The organism is Lysobacter sp. TY2-98 (genome assembly GCF_003367355.1).
Taxonomy (GTDB): domain Bacteria; phylum Pseudomonadota; class Gammaproteobacteria; order Xanthomonadales; family Xanthomonadaceae; genus Cognatilysobacter.
This window is the reverse complement of the sequence record NZ_CP031413.1, coordinates 1,059,949-1,079,775: the sequence shown is the minus strand read 5'-3', so window position 1 is coordinate 1,079,775 and position 19,827 is coordinate 1,059,949. Positions and strand designations below refer to the sequence as shown.

Genomic DNA, 19,827 nt, shown 5'->3' with positions numbered 1-19,827 from the left:
CCGCGCCTGAACGGAGCCGGCTTTTCGTCGCACTTTCGGGGACGACCGGCGTGTAGAGTCGGTCCATGTCCCAACTGGTCGCCCGTAAGAAGCTCATTCCGCGCCTCAGCCGCTTCGCCTGGCTGATGGCGCTGTACGCCGAAAACCACGGCCGCCTGGGGCGGCTTTTCGATATTCGCCGCCTGAGCGAGGGCCGCTGGATCTCGGACATCGGCGACGGCGTACCGCTGCGCATCGACGTCATCGGCCAACATCCGTACACGACGGAAGTCCGCCTCACCTACGCGATGCGCGACCCGGTGACCGGCGAATCTGATCCATCCGCCTATGTGCGCCTGTATCACGATGCATGCCAGGCCGAGGCCACGCACTGCTATGTCGGGCGTCGCTGGCAGGACGTGATCGGCCTCAATCCGACGCCCGAGCGGCTGCTCGGCCATCGCATGCGGATGAATACCTTCCTCGGCAAGTGGCTGCAGTACCTCGACGAGCGCGGCCACAGCGCCAGCACGCTGCGCTTCGAAGGCGCGATCCCGGTCGAGGAACGTGAAGAAATCGTCGGCGACGCTTGACGGTGCGAAGGCCGCTCACTAATATGCCGGCTCTCCAGCGCGTGGGGCCATAGCTCAGCTGGGAGAGCGCTACAATGGCATTGTAGAGGTCGCCGGTTCGATCCCGGCTGGCTCCACCAACGTTTCGGCTTGTCGAGTTGCCTCATCCCGACTTGCCACGACGTCCCCATCGTCTAGAGGCCTAGGACATTACCCTTTCACGGTAGCGACCGGGGTTCGAATCCCCGTGGGGACGCCAACTCTTCAAAGACCCGCGAAAGCGGGTCTTTTTTTTCGCCCTCATTTCGCGATCGCCTCGTTGCGCGCGAGCTCGTCTTCGAGCGCGTCGCCCTGCAACGCGAGGCAGTCGGGCTTGCGCAGGCGTCGCTCGACTTCGGTGCAATGTCGCGCCGGGCCACCGAAAAGTCCGAGCGCCGCGCCGAGGGCCTTGGAACGAAAGCGGGCCTGCTCGAGCACCGTGCCCGGCGGCGCCCACGCACGTTCGAAGCGCGTCACCCGCGCATCCAATGCGGGCCGGCGTGCAAAGACTTCGCGCGGTTCGAATCGGGGCGCCGACGCAGGATCTTGAACGTGCAAATCGAGCGCGTGCGGCTCGGGCACCGGCGCAGCCATTTCGGCGCGCGGCGCTATGCCGACTGCTACGCGATCCATCAGCCTCGTCACCTTCGATCCAGCCGATGCACCCGGCGCCCGGGCGATCACGGCATCTTCAGGCGCGACGCGGTGTTTCGGGCGCGCAAGAAACTCAATGCGAATCGCATCGTCATCGACCGCGACTGTCACCTGCGGACGCAATTGCAAGACAGCGAAACCCAGCGCAATCTGCAAGACGATCGTCGCGACGAGCGCGATCGCAGCGTCGGCATTTCCACGACTTCCCTGCGCCACCGGCAACTCCTGTCGTCGTCCACGACAGGCATCGACCGCGATCGACGCGGCGCGTTCCCGCGATCAGCCCTGCGGTGTTCCCGCCAACGGCCCCATGAACTGGCGGTAGTGGCGCAGCTCGGCAATGGAATCGCGCGTATCGCTCAACGCCGTGTGCGCGGATTCCTTGTTCACACCGGACAGCACCTGCGGCGCCCAGCGACGCGCGAGTTCCTTGATCGTGCTGACGTCGAGATTGCGGTAGTGGAAGTGCTTCTCCACACGCGGCATCAGGCGATGCAGGAAGCGACGGTCCTGGCAGATCGAGTTGCCGCACATCGGCGAGGAATTCGGCGCGACCCACTGATCGAGGAATTCGACCGTCCGCGCCTCCGCCTCCGCCATCGACACACCTTGCGTCACTACGCGATCCCACAGACCCGAGCGGCGATGCTGGTTGCGATTCCAGTCGTCCATCGCCTCGAGCCGCTCGACCGGATGCGCGATCGCGAACTCTGGGCCCTCCGCGAGGATGTTGAGCTCCGCATCGGTGACGACAGTGGCGATCTCGAGGATCGAATCGTTGTCGGTGTCGAGGCCGGTCATCTCAAGATCGATCCAGATGAGACGCTGGCCCTGGGTGCGGAGGTCGCTCATGCGCATGGTCCTTGCGGTGATTTGCGCATCATAATCCAGTGATCCCGGAGCACGACGCGATGAACCCGATCCTCAACGACGGCCATTACGCGATTCTCACGACCATGCTCGCCCCTGCCCTGCTGATGACGGCGACGGGGTCGATGCTGGTATCCGCCAATGCCCGACTGGCGCGCGTGGTCGACCGGCTGCGCGGGTTGATCGTCGAGTGGAACCACGTTGCGCCGGATCCGGCGGCGCGCGACCTGCGCATCCGTCGCCATCGCCGCCGCGCCCACCTGGTGCTGCGTGCCTGCCAGATGCTGTACCTCGCACTCGGCTGCTTCGTCGGCACCAGCCTGACGCTCGCGATCAACGCATTCCTGAGCTACCACCTCGACGTGATGCCGACGGTGCTCGCGATTCTGGGCGTTGTGTTCCTGTTCGGCGCCAGCCTGCTGCTCGGCAGCGAGGTCAGCCTGGCGGTACGGAGTTTCGACGAAGAGCTCGATCACGAGATCCAGCATCACCGCAGCTAGGGCGACGCCTTCTTGCCACGCTTGGCGCGGAAGTAGCTCGTCAGCATGGTGCCGGCGTCGTCGGCGAGCACGCCGCCCGTCACCTCGACACGATGGTTGTGGCGCGGGTCGGCCAGCAAGTCGAACACGCTGCCGGCCGCGCCCGTCTTGGGATCGAAAGCGCCGAAGACGACGCGCGCGACACGCGCATGGATCATCGCCATCGCGCACATCGCGCAGGGTTCGAGTGTGACGTAGAGCGTGCAACCGATCAGGCGGTGGTTGGCGACTGCGCGACCCGCTTCGCGCATCGCGATGATCTCGGCGTGCGCGCTGGGATCGTTGTCGCCGATGTTGCGGTTCCAGCCTTGGCCGATGACGGCGCCATTGGCATCGACTATCAGAGCGCCGACTGGGATCTCGTCGTGCGTATCGCGCGCGTGTTCGGCTAGCGCGAGGGCTTCGCGCATGAAGTGTTCGTCGTTGAGATGAGTGACGGTCATGCGTGGGGCCAAAAGCGACTTATCGCGCGACGGTTCCTGCGAACGCCCTGCCCGGCCGCTCGCGGCCGGGCAATAAACCGCCTGCGAGCCAGTGGCTCGCAAGCAGGCGGTTTATTCCCACTCGATCGTCGCCGGAGGCTTGCCGCTGATGTCGTACACCACACGCGACACACCCCGCACCTCGTTGATGATGCGATTCGACACGTGACCGAGGAACTCGTGCGGCAGATGCGCCCAGTGCGCGGTCATGAAGTCGATGGTCTCGACCGCGCGCAGCGAAATCACCCACTCGTACGCACGCGCGTCGCCGACGACGCCGACCGATCGCACCGGCAGGAACACCGCAAACGCTTGGCTGACCTTATCGTACAGGTCGGCACGACGCAGCTCGTCGATGAAGATGTGGTCGGCCTTCGCGAGAATCTCCGCGTATTCCGGCTTGACCTCGCCCAGGATGCGCACGCCAAGACCCGGGCCCGGGAACGGATGGCGATACACCATCGTGCGTGGCAGGCCGAGCTCGAGACCGAGGCGACGCACTTCGTCCTTGAACAGCTCGCGCAGCGGTTCGACGAGCCCGAGGTTCATCTCCTCCGGCAAGCCACCGACATTGTGATGACTCTTGATGACATGCGCCTTGCCGGTCTTGCTGCCGGCGGACTCGATCACATCCGGATAGATCGTGCCCTGCGCCAGCCACTTTGCGTTGCTGAGCTTGTGCGATTCCTCGTCGAAGATTTCGACGAACAACCGACCAATGATCTTTCGCTTGGCTTCCGGATCGTCGACGCCCTTCAATGCATCGAAGTAGCGGTCACGCGCATTCACGCGAATCACGCGTACGCCCATGTGCTCGGCGAACATGTCCATCACCTGATCGCCTTCCTGGAAGCGCAGCAGGCCGGTGTCGACGAACACGCAGGTGAGCTGGTCGCCGATCGCACGATGCAGCAGTGCAGCGACGACGGACGAATCGACACCGCCGGACAGACCGAGAATCACTTCATCGCCGCCGACCTGCGCACGCACGCGCGCGATCTGGTCTTCGATGATGTTCGCCGCTGTCCACAGCGTTTCGCAGCCGCAGATGTCGACGACGAAGCGGCGCAGAAGCGCCTGACCCGACTTGGTGTGCGTCACTTCCGGATGGAACTGCACCGCGTACCAGCGCTTCTCCTCGTTGGCCATTGCTGCGACGGGGATGCGGTCGGTGCGTGCCGTGACGGCGAAGCCCGGCGGCGCATGCGACACGTGGTCGCCGTGGCTCATCCAGACGTCCAAGCGCGGCGGCGCACCGGGATGGTCCTTGAGATCACCGAACAGCGAGTCCTGCGAAACCAGTTCGACGGTCGCATGACCGAATTCGCGTGCGTCGGCGGCTTCCGTCGCGCCACCGAGCTGCACGGCCATCGTCTGCATGCCGTAGCAGATGCCGAGGATCGGCAGGCCCGAATCGAACACTTCCTGCGGCGCACGCGGCGCACCCGGCAGCGTCGTCGACTCCGGACCGCCCGATAGGATGATGCCCTTCGGCGCGAACCTCGCGATCTCGGCCGGATCGTGGTCCCACGCCCAGATCTCGCAGTAGACGCCCAGCTCGCGCACGCGGCGCGCGATCAGCTGCGTGTACTGCGCGCCGAAGTCGAGGATCAGGATCTTGTCGCTGTGGATGTCGTGCACGCGCTCGGTCTTCCGGTGCGTCCCGCGCTGCGGGACTGAAACGTTCCGACGGCGCGACGTCGCGGCCGTCGACATCGTGAAGCGGCGAACTACGTGCGGTAGTTCGGCGGTTCTTTGGTGATCTGCACGTCGTGCACGTGGCTCTCGCGCGTGCCGGCACTGGTGACGCGCACGAAGCTCGGCTTCTTGCGCATCTCTTCGATCGTCGCGCAGCCGACATAGCCCATCGTGGCGCGCAGGCCGCCCGCGAGCTGATGCACGACGCCGCGCAGCGGGCCGCGGTACGGCACGCGGCCTTCGATGCCTTCCGGCACGAGCTTGTCGGCGTCAGATGCATCCTGGAAATAGCGGTCCTTCGACCCCTTCTCCATCGCACCGAGCGAGCCCATGCCGCGATAGCTCTTGTAGCTGCGACCCTGGAACAGTTCGGTTTCGCCTGGCGATTCCTCGGTGCCCGCAAACAGGCCGCCGATCATCACGCTCGATGCGCCGGCAACGATCGCCTTGCCGATGTCGCCCGAATACCGGATGCCGCCGTCAGCGACGAGCGGAATGCGGTCCTGCAGCGCCTCGGCGACCATGTCGACCGCCGTGATCTGCGGAACGCCGACGCCCGCAACGATGCGTGTCGTGCAGATCGAACCGGGACCGACGCCGACCTTCACCGCGTCCGCGCCGTGGTCCATCAGCGCAAGCGCGGCGTCGCCCGTGACGATGTTGCCGCCGATGACCTGGCACTTCGGATAGCGATGCTTGATCCACTTCACACGCTCGAGCACGCCCTGCGAATGGCCGTGGGCGGTGTCGACGATGATGACGTCGACGCCGGCGGCGACCAGGGCTTCGACACGCGCCTCGGTATCACCGCCGACGCCAACCGCGGCACCGACGAGCAGCCGTCCGGCCGCGTCGTAACCCGCGGTCGGGTTGTCGCGCTTCTTCTGGATGTCCTTGACGGTGATGAGGCCGCGCAGGGCGAAATCGTCGTTGACGACCAGGACCTTCTCGATGCGGTGCTTGTGCAGGAGGCCTAGCACTTCGTCGTCCGGTGCGCCTTCGCGCACGGTCACGAGGCGATCCTTGCGCGTCATGATGTTGCGCACCGGATCGTCGAGCTGCTTCTCGAAACGCATGTCGCGGCTGGTGACGATGCCGACCAGCTGGCCGTTCTCGTCCACCACCGGGACGCCGGAGATGTTGCGGGCGCGCGTCAGCTTGAGCACTTCGGCGATGGTGGTCTGCGGGCCGACGGTGAACGGCTCCTTGATCACGCCCGCTTCGAAGTTCTTGACCTGCGCGACCTGCGCGGCCTGCTGCTCGACACCCATGTTCTTGTGGATGATCGAGATGCCGCCGAGCTGCGCCATCGCGATGGCGAGACGCGCCTCGGACACCGTGTCCATCGCGGCCGACAGGATCGGCAGGCGGATGGTGAGGTCTTTGGTGAGACGGGTCGCGAGCGAGACGTCCTTCGGCAGGACCGTGGAGTGCGCGGGGACCAGCGAGACGTCGTCGAAGGTAAGCGCTTCAGCCTGGATGCGCAGCATGGGCGGCCCCGGGAAGATGAAGCCCGTCATTGTAACGCCGCCGCGGTCGCCTTCACACGCTGCTCAGTGGAACGCGCCGGAGCGCGGGAGGAATTGCAAGTGGCAGGCGTTGCAGGTCGCGCGATCAAGGCGACTCAGGGATCCAGCGCTTCCGCCGCGTCCAACGTGTTCTCCATCAGCGTGGCGACCGTCATCGGCCCCACCCCGCCCGGCACCGGCGTGATCCAGCTCGCGCGCTGTGCCGCCGCGTCGAAACCGACGTCGCCCACGAGGCGGCCGTCGTCCAGCCGGTTGATGCCGACATCGATCACCACGGCGCCCGGCTTCACCCATTCGCCCGGCACCAGGCCCGGCTTGCCGACCGCGACCACCAGCACATCCGCGCCGCGCACGGCAGCCTCCAGCACGGCGGGCGGCGTGAAGCGATGGCAGCACGTCACGGTGCAGCCGGCGATCAGCAGCTCCAGTGCCATCGGGCGACCGACGTGGTTGCTGACGCCCACGATCGTGGCGCTGCGCCCACGCACCGGCTGGTCGGTGTAGCCGAGCAGCGTGGTGATGCCGCGCGGCGTGCACGGGCGCAGGCCGAATTCGCGCAACACCAGCGCGCCGACGTTCTGCGGATGGAAGCCGTCGACATCCTTGCGCGGATCGATGCGGTTGATCAGCGCGGAAGCCTCGCGGCGGTCCGGCAGCGGCAGCTGCAGCAGGATGCCGTGGATGGCCGGGTCCGCATTCAGGCGATCGATCAGCGCGAGCAGTTCGGCGTCGGAGGTGTCGGCCGGAAGGTCGTGGTCGACGGCACGAATACCCACCTTCTGCGCGGCGCGACGCTTGTTGCGCACGTAGACCGACGAGGCCGGGTCGTCACCGACCAGTATCACCGCGAGGCCGGGCGCGGACTTGCCGGCCGAGAGGCGCGCATCGACGCGCGCCTTGAGCTCGTCGAGCAGCGTCTCGGCGATGCGCTTGCCGTCGAGGATGCGGGCGGTCGGGCGATCGTCGGTCATCGGGCGGCGACTTGTGAGCGGGCGCGCATTATCGCCGCTCGGCGGCCGCGCCGGTCAGCCCGCGCAGAACTGCGCGTAGTCGATGTAGCCCGCGAACGGCCGGCCCGGCGCGCACACCGGGCAATCCGGGTCGGGACGCAGGCGCGTCTCGCGGAAACGCATGCCCAGCGCGTCGAAATGCAGAAGACGGCCCGCGAGCGGCTCGCCGATGCCCAGCAGCAGCTTGATCACCTCGGTGGCCTGCAACAGGCCGACCACGCCCGGCAGCACGCCGAGCACACCGGCTTCGGCGCAGTTCGGCGCGGCCTCGGCCGGTGGCGGCTCAGGGAACAGGCAGCGATAGCACGGACATTCGCCCCGATGACGCCCCGCGTCGAACACCGACAGCTGACCGTCGAAGCGATGCACGGCGCCATACACCAGCGGCTTCGCGTGACGAACGCAGGCATCGTTGAGCAGGTAGCGCACGGGAAAGTTGTCGGCGCCGTCGAGCACGACGTCGACACCGTCCAGCAGTGCATCGACGTTGTCGGACGTGACGCGAACCTGCTCCGCCTCGATGCGCAGCCGCGGATTCAACGCGCGCAACGTCGCCGATGCCGACGCGACCTTCGGCACACCAACGCGCGCATCCGTGTGCAGGATCTGACGCTGCAGATTGCTGCGATCGACGACGTCATCGTCGGCAATGCGCAGCGTGCCGATGCCCGCGGCCGCGAGGTAGTACGCGGCAGGCGAACCCAGTCCGCCTGCGCCGATGACGAGCACGCGCGCACGCTGCAGGCGTTCCTGTCCATCGATGCCAACTTCCGGCAGACGCAGGTGGCGCGAGTAGCGATCGAAGAAATCCGCGTCGCCTTCGGGCTGCACGACCGGCAGACCGTCCGTCCGCCATCGGCGCGTGCCGCCGTCGACCGAGAACACGCGCGCGTAGCCGAGATCGAGCAGCATGGCAGCCGCGTTCGCAGAACGCATGCCGGACTCGCAGATGACGCCGATCTCTCGGGCTCGATCGGTGAACGTCGATGCGATGTCCGCGGCGGCGCATGCGATCGCGCCGGTCGCCATGCCACTCGCGCGTTCGTGGCGCTCGCGCACGTCCACCAGCACCGCGCCCGCGCGCTGGCGCTCGAGAGCTTCGGTCGGGGCGATGGTCGGGATCATGGGCGCATTGTCGCGCAGGACACCGCAATGAGTGCGACGCGCCCGCAACGGCGCGTCGCGACAGGCTTACTTCCGCTTGACGTGGCGAAGCAGGCGGCGCTTCTTCGCCACCTGCTTCTCGGTGAGCACGTTCTTCTTGCCTTCGTACGGATTGTTGCCTTCCTTGAAGACGAACCGCACCGGCGTGCCGACCAGCTTGAAGCGCTTGCGGAAGAAGTTCTCGAGATAGCGACGGTAGGTGTCGCTGAGCGTGCGCAGGCGCGTGCCGTGCACCACGAACGTCGGCGGATTGCTGCCGGCGGGATGTGCGAACCGCATCTTCGCGACGTGGCCGCGCACCGTCGGCGGCGGATTCGCCTCGTACGCGATCTCCACCGCGCGGGTGACGTCGCTGGTGCTGAACTCCTTGGTCGCCGACGCGTGCGCGCGGTGGATCGCCGCGAACAGCTCACGCAGTCCCGAGCCGTGCTTCGCACTGATGCGCACCGCTTCGGCCCATTCGACGAAACCGAGCTTGCGCGATAGCAGCGACGCCGCCTGGTCGCGCTGGTAGTCGGTCAGCCCGTCCCACTTGTTCACGGCGACGACCAGCGCGCGGCCCGCGTCCAGCGCGTAGCCGAGCACCGTGGCGTCCTGGTCGGTGATGCCTTCGGAACCGTCGAGCAGCACGACCGCGACCTGGCATTGCTCGATGGCCGCCAGCGTCTTGAACGACGAGAATTTCTCGACCGCTTCGTCCACGCGCGACCTGCGGCGCAGGCCAGCGGTGTCGATCAGGCGATAACGACGACCGTCGCGCTCCATGTCGATCGAGACCGAATCGCGCGTGGTGCCCGGCACCTCCGACGCGATCATGCGTTCCTCGCCGAGCAGGCGGTTCACCAGCGTCGACTTGCCCACGTTCGGGCGACCGATGAACGCGACGCGGATGCGCGTCGGATCCTCGTCGAGCACCGGCGCGACGCCCTCTTCCGGCAAGCGGTCGTAGATGCGTGCGAACAGCGTGTCCACGCCGTGGCGATGCGACGCCGCGACCGCGATGCGATCGTCGAGGCCATAGCGCGCGAATTCGTTGACGGCCTGGTTGGCGTCGATGCCGTCCGTCTTGTTGACGACCAGCAGCGTCGGGCGACCGGTGCGGCGCAGCCACTGCAGGATCTCGTCGTCGAGCGCCGACGGGCCTTCGCGACCGTCGACCACGAACAGCACGACATCCGCCTCTTCCGCCGCGGCACGGGCCTGGCGCGCGGTCGCGCCGGCAAGACCTTCGTCCTCGCCCGCGATGCCGCCGGTATCGACCACCGCGAACGCAGGGCGACCCTCGGGTCGCGCCACGCCGTAGTTGCGATCACGCGTCACGCCGGGCTCGTCGTGGACGAGCGCGTCGCGCGTGCGTGTCAGCACGTTGAACAGCGTGGACTTGCCGACATTGGGACGACCGACGAGGGCGACGAGCGGGAGCATGGTGCGACCTCGGAAGGGCCTGGAGCGGATGGGGCTGAAAAAACGAACGGGCCGCGCGGTGGCATCGCCACCTGCGCGGCCCGCGCGACGAGCTTACTGCGCGCGGAACGCGGTCAGGCGGCCGTCGATGTTCTGCACGAGCACGATGCCGTCGGACACGACCGGCGCCGCGAGAATCGCGTCACCACCGGCACGCGTGCGCGCGGCGAACGCACCGTCGGACAGGCGCAGCCAGTGCACGTAGCCGTCGAGGTCACCGACCACCGCGACATCGCCCACCACCGCCGGAGCGGTGACATCGCGACGCAGCAAGCCGGCCTGCTGCCACAGTGCGCCGCCGCTCGACTTGTCGAGTGCAAAGACGCCGCCGTCGGCTTCGGTCACGACGACGCGATCGCTGCCCACCGCCGGACGACCCGGACCACCGTGCTCGGCGCTCCACATCGGACGACCGTTCGGCGCATCGATCGCCATCGTGGTCTTCTTCATGCTGGTCGCGAACAGCGTGCCGCCTTCGAGCACCGGCGTGCCATCGACGTCCGCCATGCGCTCGAGTTCATTGCGGCCTTCCGGCTGAGCGATCGGAAGATCCCACAGCGGGTGGCCGTCGTTGACGGCGAGCATGGTCACGGTGCCGTCGTCGTTGCCGACGAACAGCACGCCCGGGCCCAGCGTCACGCCATCGTTGCCGCGCGCGGTGAGCGTCGGCAGGTCGTGGTTCCAGAACCAGCGGCGCTCGCCGGTGGCCGAATCGAACGCGGTGACGCGACCGTCGACCGAACGCACGAAAACGCGGCCCTGGCCGACCGTGGGCGCAGCGATGACCTCGTTACCGACCTTCGCCGTCCACTTCTCCGCGCCGGTCGCGGCATCGAGCGCGATCACTTCACCCTCGAGCCCACCGACGACGACGAGACCCTCGCCCACACCGGGGCCGCCCGACACCTGCACCTTGGTCTCGTGATGCCACACGGCCTTGCCGGTCTGCAGGTCGAGCGCATACACGCCGCCCTTCACCGCTGCGGCATAGACGCGTCCGCTGTCGACGACCGGGCCCTGACGCAAGCCGAGATGACCTTCACCGCCACCGACCTTCGCGTTCCACAGCTCTGCGACATTCATCGTCGGCGTGATCGCGGCGAGTTCGGTCGGCTTCGCCGCCTTCTTGCTCGAATCCTTGCTGCTGAACCAGCCGCCGATGGTCGAGCAACCCGACATCGCGACGACCGCGGTCGCGAGCAGCGCGACGCGCAAGGACGGAGAAAAAGAACGGGGGAACTTCATCGATGAGGGCCTCACGGTGTCTGCGACGGAGCGGGCGTGCCGCCGACCTGGGTGTACTTGAGCTCGATCAACTTGCGCTGCGGCGAGCCAACCTCGGTCAGCGCGAGCGCCTTACGGTACGACTCACGCGCGGCGTCGACCTGACCGAGAGCGAACTGCGCGTCGCCGCGCAGGTCGAGCGTCGGGCCATCGTTGGCCGTCAGCGACGTCAGGGCGTCCTGGGCCTTGCCGGACTGGATCTGCAGCTGCGCGATGCGGCGCTCGAAGATCGGGCGCAGCGTAGTGTCCTGCGGCATGGCGCCGCGAAGCGTCGCGATCGCCGCGGTGGCGTCGTTGAGATCGGCCTGCGACTTCGCGAGACGGAGCGCGGCGAGGCTGCGATAGATGCCGGCCGGCACCCCATTGACGGCGGGGGCCGCCTTCGCGCCATCGCGTTCAATCGCGTCGACCGCCGTCTGGAAGGTGTCGGCCTCCCGCATGTAGGCCTGCGACTGGCGCTGCTGCCAGTACTTCCAGCCAGCCACTGCGGCCAAGCCGAGCGCCACCCCGCCGATCAGGCCACCGGCATTCCTGCGCAGCCATTCCTGGACGCGCAGGCTTTGTTCGTGTTCGTCAAGAAGTTCGTCGATCGCCATGCTGTCTCGCCCTGCGAACTGCGCAGGAACCGCTGGAGGACTGGGCCTCGCGCGGTGTCGGCCGGGTGATCCGGCCGAGGGGCGGAATCAGGGCGCGGACGGCGCGAGGGAACCGTCAGAGGATAGCGTAAAGCGCGCGACGTTCGAACGGGTGTAAGGGGTCAGGTCGACGGGCTGGCCGTGCAGCATGACCCGCACCGCGGACGCGTTGCCCAGCACCAGACGCGAGATTTCGCCCGGGCGGACATCACGCGAGTCACCCGCGTGCAGCAGGCCTTTCTCGACTTCGGAGCCGTTCGCCCCGAAGAGCTGTACCCAGCTGTCGCCGGCCACCTCGATGCGCAGCGGTGCGACCGCCTGCGCCGGACCGGCGATCGGCGTCAGCGACGCCACCACCGGTGTACGAGGCAGCGCGTCAACGACTTCGGCCTGCGATGGCGCGACGTCGAGCGACTCGACAGGCGGCGCGCCGTCACCGTGATTGCTGCGGGTCGCGAGCCACACCGGCACCGCGAGCGCTGCGGTCAGCACGACATACACCGCCCGACGCGCGAGGTTCTCGGCGAGGTAGCGGTAGCGCGGAACGTGCGCGTGGCTGACCAGCGTCGGGATCTGCGTCGTCGTGAACGGGCTGGGCAACGTCTCGTCGTCGATGCAGATGCCAAGCGCGCGTGCATAGCCACGAGCCTGACCACGAACGAAGACCGGCGGGCCCAGGCGATCCCAGTCGCCCGATTCCAGCGTCTGCAGGACGTGGATAGGCAGCCGCGTCCGCGCCGAAATATCGGCCAGACTGATTCCCGAAGCTTCACGAGCCCGCTTCAGACGCTCGCCGGCGGCAGAGCCGGCCGAGTGCGTAATCGTCATCATTTTTCCCCTACGGGACGGGAGTCCGGGGGAAACTCCGTCCGCAGACGTTGACCGTAGCGCGCAGCCGCGGCCGTGTCGCCGAGGGATTGTTCAATCTGTGACGCGAGCTGCAACGTTTCCGGATCAGCGGCGGCCGCAGCGAGGCGTCGTTCGATGAAGGCGCGGGCCTCGAGCCCGTGGCCGGCGTTGAACTCGATGTGCGCCAGGGTCTGCAGCGCGAGCGGGTTGGCGGGCGACGCGGCGATCGCCTGACGGGCGTAGCGCTCGGCGCGTGCTCCCTGCCCGGCCTGCAGCGCGCACGCCGCACCATTGGCGAGCGCGGCGTCCGGCGTCTCATAGCCGGCTGCCGCGGCGGCGCGATCGAACCAGTCCAGCGATGCCGCCGCCTGCCCGTTCGAACACAGCCAGATGCCGTAGTTGTTGAGCAGCGCACCGCGATCGGGCGCGAGTTCGGCCGCGCGGCGGTGATGCGGACCGGCGTCGCGCGAGCGACCCAGCGCGTCGAGCCCCAGCGCGAGCAGGCTGTGCGCCTCGATGTTGTCGGGCTCCGCCTTGAGCGCGCGTTCGGCGGCGTCGACCGCGCCTTGCGCGTTGCCGCTCATGAGGCGCGACTGTGCGACCTGCGTCATGGTGTACGCGGTGTCGTGCGCGTTGTTCTTCGGGTCGATGTGGACTTCGTGCGCGACCTGTTCGTAATCGCCGCGCGAGGTGTCCTGCCGGACAAAGGTGAGCTTGCTGCAACCGGACACGAGGACGATCGATCCTAGAATCACCAGGGCCGTCGACGTCCCCACGACCTTACGCTGCGGCATCACCACGCTCCCGTTGGGCGACCTGCTTGCGGAACTCCGCATTGCGTCGCGTGCGATCCATCACCTGGCCCTTCAACTGACCGCAGGCCGCGTCGATGTCGTCGCCGCGCGTGCGGCGCACCGGCGCGATCATGCCCGAATCGTTCAACAACTTCTGGAACGCGCGGATCGCCTGGTCGGTCGGTCGTTCGAAGCGCGTGCCCGGGAAAGGGTTGAAGGGAATCAGATTGACCTTGGCGGCGCCCTTCATCTGCACGGCGCGATCGAACGCGCGCATTAGCTGCACGAGTCCGCGCGCGTGCTGCGGCTGATCGTTGACGCCCTTCATCAGCGTGTATTCGAAGGTCACCGACGTGCCGGCCTTGCGCAGTGCATAGCGCACGCAGGCGTCCATCAGCTCCTCGATGCCGTACTTCTTGTTGAGCGGCACGAGTTCGCTGCGCAGCTCGTCGGTCGGCGCGTGCAGCGAGACGGCGAGCGAGACGTCGCTGACTTCGCCGAGCTTGTCGATCATCGGCACCATGCCGGCCGTCGACAGCGTGACGCGCTTATTCGCGAGGCCGTAGCCGAGGTCGTCGCGCATGATGCTCATCGCGCGCACGACGTTGTCGAAATTCGCCAGCGGCTCGCCCATGCCCATCATCACGACATTGGTGAGCTTGCGCTGCTGGTGCGGCACGTTGCCGAGATGGCGCGCCGCCACCCAGACCTGGCCGATGATCTCGGCGGTCGACAGGTTGCGGTTGAAACCTTGGGTTGCGGTCGAGCAGAACTGGCAGTTGAGCGCGCAGCCCACCTGCGACGACACGCACAGCGTGCCGCGGCCCTTGTCGGGGATGTAGACCGTCTCGATGGCGTTCTTCGGGTCCATGCCGAGCAGCCACTTGTGCGTGCCGTCCTCGGAAGCCTTGTCGAACACCACCGACGGCGCATGCACGTTCGCATGCTGCTCCAGCTTGGCGCGCAGCGCCTTGCCGAGGTCGGTCATCTGGTCGAATTCGGTGACGTAGCGGTGGTGGATCCACTTCATCACCTGGTGGGCGCGATAGCGCTTCTCGCCCAGCACCTGCTCGAAGAAGTCCTCGAGCTGCACGCGCTCGAGGTCGAAGAGATTCGTCCTCTTCGACCCCGACGCGGCAACGGGCACGTCCGCGCGCGCAGCCGGCGTGGTCGCCGCGGCGGGTGCCGGGTCGATCAGCGTGGCGTCGATGTCGCGGGGGGTGCTCGTCATTTCACTCACTTCAAATCAGATCAACGCGCGTAGACGTCGGTCTGCGGGAAGAAATACGCGATCTCGATCGCGGCGTTCTCCAGGCTGTCCGAGCCGTGCACGGCGTTGGCGTCGATGGAATCCGCGAAGTCGGCGCGGATCGTGCCCGGCGCGGCGTCCTTCGGATTGGTGGCGCCCATCAGCTCGCGGTTCTTGGTCACGGCGTTCTCGCCCTCGAGCACCTGGATCATCACCGGGCCCGACACCATGAACTCGACCAGCGCGTTGAAGAACGGGCGCTCGCGGTGCACGGCGTAGAAACCTTCGGCTTCCTGACGCGAGAGCTGCTTCATCTTGGCGGCGACGATCTTGAGGCCGGCCTGCTCGAAACGGGCATAGATCTGGCCGATCACGTTCTTGGCGACCGCGTCGGGCTTGATGATGGAAATCGTGCGCTCCAGCGCCATGGGACTGCTCTCCGGGGTAGGCGGACGCCGAATCTGCCCCGGCGCCCAAGATAACAAGAAAAACCCGCGTAGTTACGCGGGTTTAGCCGAACTGGCAGCGGTGGATTCTACGCGTTGAGGGCGGGTCGATGAAAGCGGCCGGACGGCGTCCACAAGCCACCATTGACCCCCGTATGGTTCGCGCCTACCATCAAACAAGCGTTTGATTCCCGGTCGTGCCCATGTCAGTTCCCGCTCCGTTCTCCACCAAGGACCGCATCCTCGGCGCCGCCGAGGAGCTGTTCGCCCAGTACGGCTTCGCCGGCACATCGCTGCGGCAGGTCACCAGCCGCGCCGACGTCAACATCGCCGCGGTGAACTACCACTTCGGCAGTAAGGAGAACCTCGTCAACGAGGTCTTCCGCCGCCGCATGGACGAAATGAGCGAGAAGCGGCTCTCGGCGCTGAAGACGGCGGTCGAGGCCGGTAGCCGCGAGCTCGAACCCATCCTCGCCGCCTTCGTCGAACCGGCGCTGGCCATGGCGCAGGACCGCCACGGCGGTGCCTCGTTCATGCGCGTGATCGCCCGCGCCTACGCCGAGAAGAACGACGCGCTGCGCAAGTTCCTGTCCGACCACTACGGCCACGTGCTGCGCGATTTCGCCAAGGCGATCTCGACCGTCGTGCCGGAGCTGTCGAAGGAAGAGCTCTACTGGCGCCTGGACTTTCTCGCCGGTGCGCTGACTTACGCGATGTCCGACTTCGGCCTCATCAAGCGGCCGTCGGGCACGTCCGAGGCCACCCACCGCGCCCGCGCCGCGCGCGAGCTGATCCGTTTTGCCGCCGCCGGCTTCCGCTGCCGTCCGGCCGACCTTTCCTGATTCCCCAACCCGGGACCGATCCGACATGTCGAAGAAACTGCTCGTCCGCCGCGCCGCCGTGCTCGGCGCAGGTGTCATGGGAGCACAGATCGCCGCGCACCTGACCAACGCCGGCGTCGATACCGTGCTGTTCGATCTTCCTGCAAAGGAAGGCGATCCGAACGGCGTGGTGACCAAGGCCATTGCGAACCTCGCGAAGTTGAGCCCTGCCCCGCTCGCCGAGAAGTCGCTGACCGAGCGCATCACGCCGGCGAACTACGAGACCGGCCTTGAGCTGCTGCGCGGCTGCGACCTGGTGATCGAGGCGATCGCCGAACGCATGGACTGGAAGCAGGACCTCTACCGCAAGATCGCGCCGTTCGTGCCGGCGCATGCGGTGCTGGCGAGCAATACGTCGGGGCTCGGCATCAACGCGCTGGCCGACGTGCTGCCGGAGGAGATGCGCCATCGCTTCCTCGGCGTGCACTTCTTCAATCCGCCGCGCTACATGCACCTCGCCGAGCTGATTCCGGCGAAGACCACCGACGCCGATGTCCTGGAAGGTCTCGAGGCCTTCCTGACCACCACGCTCGGCAAGGGCGTCGTCATCGCCAAGGACACGCCGAACTTCATCGGCAACCGCATCGGCGTGTTCTCGATGCTGGCGGCGATGCACCACACCGAGCGCCTCGGCCTCGGCTTCGACACGGTCGATTCGCTGACCGGCCCGGCCATCGGTCGTCCGAAGTCGGCGACGTATCGCACCGCCGACGTCGTCGGCCTCGACACCATGGCGCACGTCATCAAGACGATGGCCGACACGCTGCCGGACGATCCGTGGCATTCATACTTCAAGGCGCCGACCTGGCTCACGGGCCTTGTCGAGAAGGGTGCGCTCGGCCAGAAGACCGGCGCGGGCTTCTACACGAAGCGCGGCAAGGACATCCTCGTGCTCGACGTCGCGGCGCGTGATTACCGCCCGACCGCGGGCGATCTCGATCCGGACGTCGCTGCCATCCTCAAGGAGCGCGACCCGGCGAAGAAGTTCGCCGCACTGCGCGCCAGCGACAACCCGCAGGCGCAGTTCCTCTGGTCGGTGTTCCGCGACACGTTCCACTACAGCGCCTTCCACCTGCAGGACATCGCGGACACCGCGCGCGACGTCGACTTCGCGATGCGTTGGGGCTACGGCTGGTCGCAGGGTCCGTTCGAGACGTGGCAGGCGGCCGGCTGGCAGCAGGTCGCGCAGTGGATCGCCGAGGACGTCGCCGCGGGCAAGACGATGGCGAACGCGCCGTTGCCCGCATGGGTCGCCGCGCGCAACGGTGTGCACGAGGCGGCGGGCAGCTTCAGCCCGGCGCGGAATGCGGTGGTCGCGCGTTCGTCGAACCCGGTCTACGCGCGCCAGCGCTTCCCGGACCCGCTGCTCGGCGAGCAGTTCGCGCCCGGCAAGACGCTGTTCGAGAACGATGGCATCCGCCTGTGGGCCGATGAGGACGACATCGCGGTGGTCAGCTTCAAGACCAAGATGCACACGGTGTCGGACAAGGTGCTCGACGGCCTGCAGGAAGCGATCGGCATCGCCGAGCGCGACTTCGGCGGCCTCGTCATCTGGCAGCCGAAGGAGCCCTTCTCCGCCGGTGCCGACCTCGCGGGTGCGCTCGGCCTGCTGCAGGCGGGCAACGTCGCCGGCTTCGAGGCGATGGTCGAGAACTTCCAGCGCACCAGCCAGCGCATCAAGTATTCGCTTGTGCCGGTCGTTGCAGCCGTGCGCGGGCTCGCACTCGGTGGCGGCTGCGAGTTCCAGATGCATGCCGCGCGCAGCGTGTTCGCGCTGGAGAGCTACGTCGGCCTCGTCGAGGCGGGCGTCGGCCTTCTGCCGGCGGGCGGCGGCCTGAAGGAGTTCGCGGTGCGCGCGTCGCAGGCGGCAGGCCCGGGCGGCGACGTGTTCGCGCACCTCAAGACGCCCTTCGAGAGCGTCGCGATGGCGAAGGTGTCGACGTCCGCATTCGAGGCGAAGTCGCTGAAGCTCGCGCGCGACAGCGACGTCGTCGTGTTCAACACGCACGAGCTGCTGCATGTCGCCAAGGCGCAGGCCCGCGCGATGGCCGAAGCCGGCTACCGTCCGCCGCTGCCGGCGCGCAACGTCGTCGTCGCCGGCGACGTCGGCATCGCATCGCTGCAGATGATGCTGATCAACATGCTCGAGGGCATGTTCATCTCGCCGCACGACTACGAGATCGCGACGCGCATCGCCACCGTCATGTGCGGCGGCGCGGTCGATCGCGGCTCGGTGGTCGACGAGGAATGGCTGCTCAAGCTCGAGCGCCAGCACTTCGTCGAGCTCGCGCAGATGGAGAAGACGCAGCAGCGCATCGCGCACATGCTGCAGACCGGCAAGCCGCTGCGGAACTGAGGTTCGAAGGCCCGCCCTTCCGAATCCCCTTCGAACCTCGACACAGAGAACCGAACATGAGCAAGCAAGTCCAGGACGCCTATATCGTCGCCGCCACCCGCACGCCGGTGGGCAAGGCGCCGCGCGGCTTCTTCCGTAACACCCGCCCCGACGACATGCTCGCGCACGTACTGCGCAGCGTGGTCGCGCAGGCGCCGGGCATCGACGTCAACCAGATCGACGACGCCATCATCGGCTGCGCGATGCCGGAAGCCGAGCAGGGCATGAACGTGGCGCGTATCGGCGTGCTGCTGGCCGGCCTGCCCGACGTCGTTGCCGCGCAGACGATCAATCGTTTCTGCTCGTCCGGTTTGCAGGCCGTTGCGCTCGCGGCTGACCAGGTACGGCTCGGCAATGCCGACCTGATCCTCGCGGGCGGCACCGAATCGATGTCGATGGTGCCGATGATGGGTCACAAGATCGCGCTCAATCCGCGCGTCTTCAACAAGGACGAGGACCACATCGCGATCGCCTACGGCATGGGCATCACGGCCGAGAACGTCGCAAAGGAATGGAATATTGCCCGCGAGGCGCAGGATGCGTTCGCCGTCGAATCCCATCGCAAGGCGCTAGCCGCGATCACGGGTGGCGAATTCCGCGACGAGATCTCGCCGTATGAAGTCGTGTCGCACGTGCCCGACCTCGCCGGCAACGCGATCCAGCTCAAGAAGCGCGTCGTCGACACCGACGAAGGCCCGCGCGCCGACACGTCGATGGAGGGTCTTGCGAAGCTGCGTCCGGTGTTCAAGAACAGGCAGTTCGGCGGCTCGGTGACCGCAGGTAACTCGTCGCAGATGAGCGACGGTGCGGCAGCGGTGCTGATTGCATCGGAAGCCGCGATCAAGCAGTACGGCCTCACACCTCTCGCCCGCTTCGTGAGCTTCTCGGTCGCCGGCGTGCCGCCGCACATCATGGGCATCGGCCCGAACGCGGCGATCCCGAAAGCACTCAAGCAGGCCGGCCTGACGCGCGACCAGCTCGACTGGATCGAACTGAACGAAGCGTTCGCCGCGCAGGCGCTGGCCGTCATCAAGGACAGCGAACTCGACCCCTCGAAGGTCAACCCGCTCGGTGGCGCCATCGCGCTCGGCCATCCGCTCGGCGCGACCGGTGCAGTGCGCACCGCGACGATCGTTCATGGCATGCGTCGCCACCAGAAGAAGTACGGCATGGTGACGATGTGCATCGGCACCGGCATGGGCGCCGCGGGAATTCTCGAGGCGCTCTGATCGATTTAGGCGACTCGCTTACGTCGGCAGAAAAAACGGGCGGCCTTCGGGTCGCCCGTTTCATT

Annotated in this window: 19 protein-coding genes and 2 tRNA genes; 7 read left to right on the top strand and 14 right to left on the bottom strand. The window is 67.1% G+C overall.

Features of this window, described 5'->3' with window-relative positions; translation table 11 throughout:
• Positions 1 to 65: 65 nt before the first annotated feature.
• From DWG18_RS05125 to DWG18_RS05115, 3 genes are all read left to right on the top strand, one after another.
• Positions 66 to 572, top strand: a complete 507-nt coding sequence (locus tag DWG18_RS05125) for a DUF1249 domain-containing protein (RefSeq protein ID WP_115646014.1) — start codon at positions 66 to 68, stop codon at positions 570 to 572.
• Between the two features lie 43 nt (positions 573 to 615).
• A tRNA-Ala gene (locus DWG18_RS05120) sits at positions 616 to 691 on the top strand.
• 43 nt (positions 692 to 734) lie between these two features.
• Positions 735 to 810 (top strand) — tRNA-Glu (locus tag DWG18_RS05115).
• Between the two features lie 41 nt (positions 811 to 851).
• On the opposite strand, the gene DWG18_RS05110 is transcribed toward DWG18_RS05115, so the two are convergent.
• Together DWG18_RS05110 and orn are read right to left on the bottom strand one after the other, a co-directional pair.
• On the bottom strand, positions 852 to 1,466 hold the full coding sequence (locus DWG18_RS05110) for a hypothetical protein (protein ID WP_162823716.1): 615 nt from the start codon (positions 1,464 to 1,466) through the stop codon (positions 852 to 854).
• A gap of 57 nt (positions 1,467 to 1,523) precedes the next feature.
• Positions 1,524 to 2,096, bottom strand: a complete 573-nt coding sequence (orn, locus tag DWG18_RS05105) for an oligoribonuclease (protein ID WP_115648039.1) — start codon at positions 2,094 to 2,096, stop codon at positions 1,524 to 1,526.
• Between the two features lie 59 nt (positions 2,097 to 2,155).
• Between orn and DWG18_RS05100 the strand changes: the two genes are divergently transcribed.
• Positions 2,156 to 2,614, top strand: a complete 459-nt coding sequence (locus DWG18_RS05100; RefSeq protein ID WP_115648038.1) for a DUF2721 domain-containing protein — start codon at positions 2,156 to 2,158, stop codon at positions 2,612 to 2,614.
• Here the strand turns inward: DWG18_RS05100 and tadA are convergent.
• The 12 genes from tadA to ndk form a co-directional block, all read right to left on the bottom strand.
• Complete coding sequence (tadA, locus tag DWG18_RS05095) at positions 2,611 to 3,096, bottom strand: tRNA adenosine(34) deaminase TadA (protein WP_115646011.1); 486 nt, start codon at positions 3,094 to 3,096, stop codon at positions 2,611 to 2,613. The genes DWG18_RS05100 and tadA overlap by 4 nt on opposite strands.
• Positions 3,097 to 3,207: 111 nt before the next feature.
• Positions 3,208 to 4,776, bottom strand: coding sequence for a glutamine-hydrolyzing GMP synthase (guaA, locus tag DWG18_RS05090; RefSeq protein WP_115648037.1), 1,569 nt, complete (start codon positions 4,774 to 4,776; stop codon positions 3,208 to 3,210).
• 89 nt (positions 4,777 to 4,865) lie between these two features.
• Positions 4,866 to 6,323 carry an IMP dehydrogenase gene (gene guaB, locus DWG18_RS05085; protein ID WP_115646009.1) on the bottom strand — a complete coding sequence of 486 codons (1,458 nt, stop codon included), beginning with the start codon at positions 6,321 to 6,323 and terminating at the stop codon, positions 4,866 to 4,868.
• Between the two features lie 134 nt (positions 6,324 to 6,457).
• A complete protein-coding gene (gene folD / locus DWG18_RS05080; protein WP_115646007.1) occupies positions 6,458 to 7,333 on the bottom strand; it encodes a bifunctional methylenetetrahydrofolate dehydrogenase/methenyltetrahydrofolate cyclohydrolase FolD in 876 nt (291 codons plus the stop codon).
• Positions 7,334 to 7,387: 54 nt separating this feature from the next.
• Positions 7,388 to 8,497, bottom strand: coding sequence for a molybdopterin-synthase adenylyltransferase MoeB (gene moeB, locus DWG18_RS05075; RefSeq protein ID WP_115646005.1), 1,110 nt, complete (start codon positions 8,495 to 8,497; stop codon positions 7,388 to 7,390).
• A gap of 66 nt (positions 8,498 to 8,563) precedes the next feature.
• Entirely contained in the window at positions 8,564 to 9,961 is a 1,398-nt protein-coding gene (gene der / locus DWG18_RS05070) for a ribosome biogenesis GTPase Der (RefSeq protein ID WP_115646003.1), read from the bottom strand.
• A 93-nt stretch (positions 9,962 to 10,054) separates the two neighbouring features.
• Complete coding sequence (bamB, locus tag DWG18_RS05065; protein ID WP_115646001.1) at positions 10,055 to 11,245, bottom strand: outer membrane protein assembly factor BamB; 1,191 nt, start codon at positions 11,243 to 11,245, stop codon at positions 10,055 to 10,057.
• A gap of 11 nt (positions 11,246 to 11,256) precedes the next feature.
• Positions 11,257 to 11,880 (bottom strand): tetratricopeptide repeat protein, encoded by a 624-nt coding sequence (locus DWG18_RS05060; RefSeq protein WP_115645999.1) that lies wholly within the window; start codon positions 11,878 to 11,880, stop codon positions 11,257 to 11,259.
• Between the two features lie 87 nt (positions 11,881 to 11,967).
• On the bottom strand, positions 11,968 to 12,747 hold the full coding sequence (locus tag DWG18_RS05055) for a RodZ domain-containing protein (RefSeq protein WP_343195076.1): 780 nt from the start codon (positions 12,745 to 12,747) through the stop codon (positions 11,968 to 11,970).
• A complete protein-coding gene (gene pilW / locus DWG18_RS05050) occupies positions 12,747 to 13,562 on the bottom strand; it encodes a type IV pilus biogenesis/stability protein PilW (RefSeq protein ID WP_162823715.1) in 816 nt (271 codons plus the stop codon). Before pilW ends, DWG18_RS05055 begins: the two co-directional genes overlap by 1 nt.
• Complete coding sequence (gene rlmN / locus DWG18_RS05045; RefSeq protein ID WP_115645993.1) at positions 13,549 to 14,793, bottom strand: 23S rRNA (adenine(2503)-C(2))-methyltransferase RlmN; 1,245 nt, start codon at positions 14,791 to 14,793, stop codon at positions 13,549 to 13,551. Before rlmN ends, pilW begins: the two co-directional genes overlap by 14 nt.
• Before the next feature lie 20 nt (positions 14,794 to 14,813).
• On the bottom strand, positions 14,814 to 15,239 hold the full coding sequence (gene ndk / locus DWG18_RS05040) for a nucleoside-diphosphate kinase (RefSeq protein WP_115645991.1): 426 nt from the start codon (positions 15,237 to 15,239) through the stop codon (positions 14,814 to 14,816).
• 221 nt (positions 15,240 to 15,460) lie between these two features.
• Between ndk and DWG18_RS05035 the strand changes: the two genes are divergently transcribed.
• Genes DWG18_RS05035 through DWG18_RS05025 form a run of 3 tightly spaced genes read left to right on the top strand, consistent with a single transcriptional unit; the run spans position 15,461 to position 19,762 of the window.
• Complete coding sequence (locus DWG18_RS05035; RefSeq protein WP_115645989.1) at positions 15,461 to 16,099, top strand: TetR family transcriptional regulator; 639 nt, start codon at positions 15,461 to 15,463, stop codon at positions 16,097 to 16,099.
• Positions 16,100 to 16,124: 25 nt separating this feature from the next.
• Complete coding sequence (locus DWG18_RS05030; RefSeq protein ID WP_115645987.1) at positions 16,125 to 18,494, top strand: 3-hydroxyacyl-CoA dehydrogenase/enoyl-CoA hydratase family protein; 2,370 nt, start codon at positions 16,125 to 16,127, stop codon at positions 18,492 to 18,494.
• Between the two features lie 56 nt (positions 18,495 to 18,550).
• On the top strand, positions 18,551 to 19,762 hold the full coding sequence (locus DWG18_RS05025; protein ID WP_115645985.1) for an acetyl-CoA C-acyltransferase: 1,212 nt from the start codon (positions 18,551 to 18,553) through the stop codon (positions 19,760 to 19,762).
• The last annotated feature ends 65 nt before the right edge of the window (positions 19,763 to 19,827 follow it).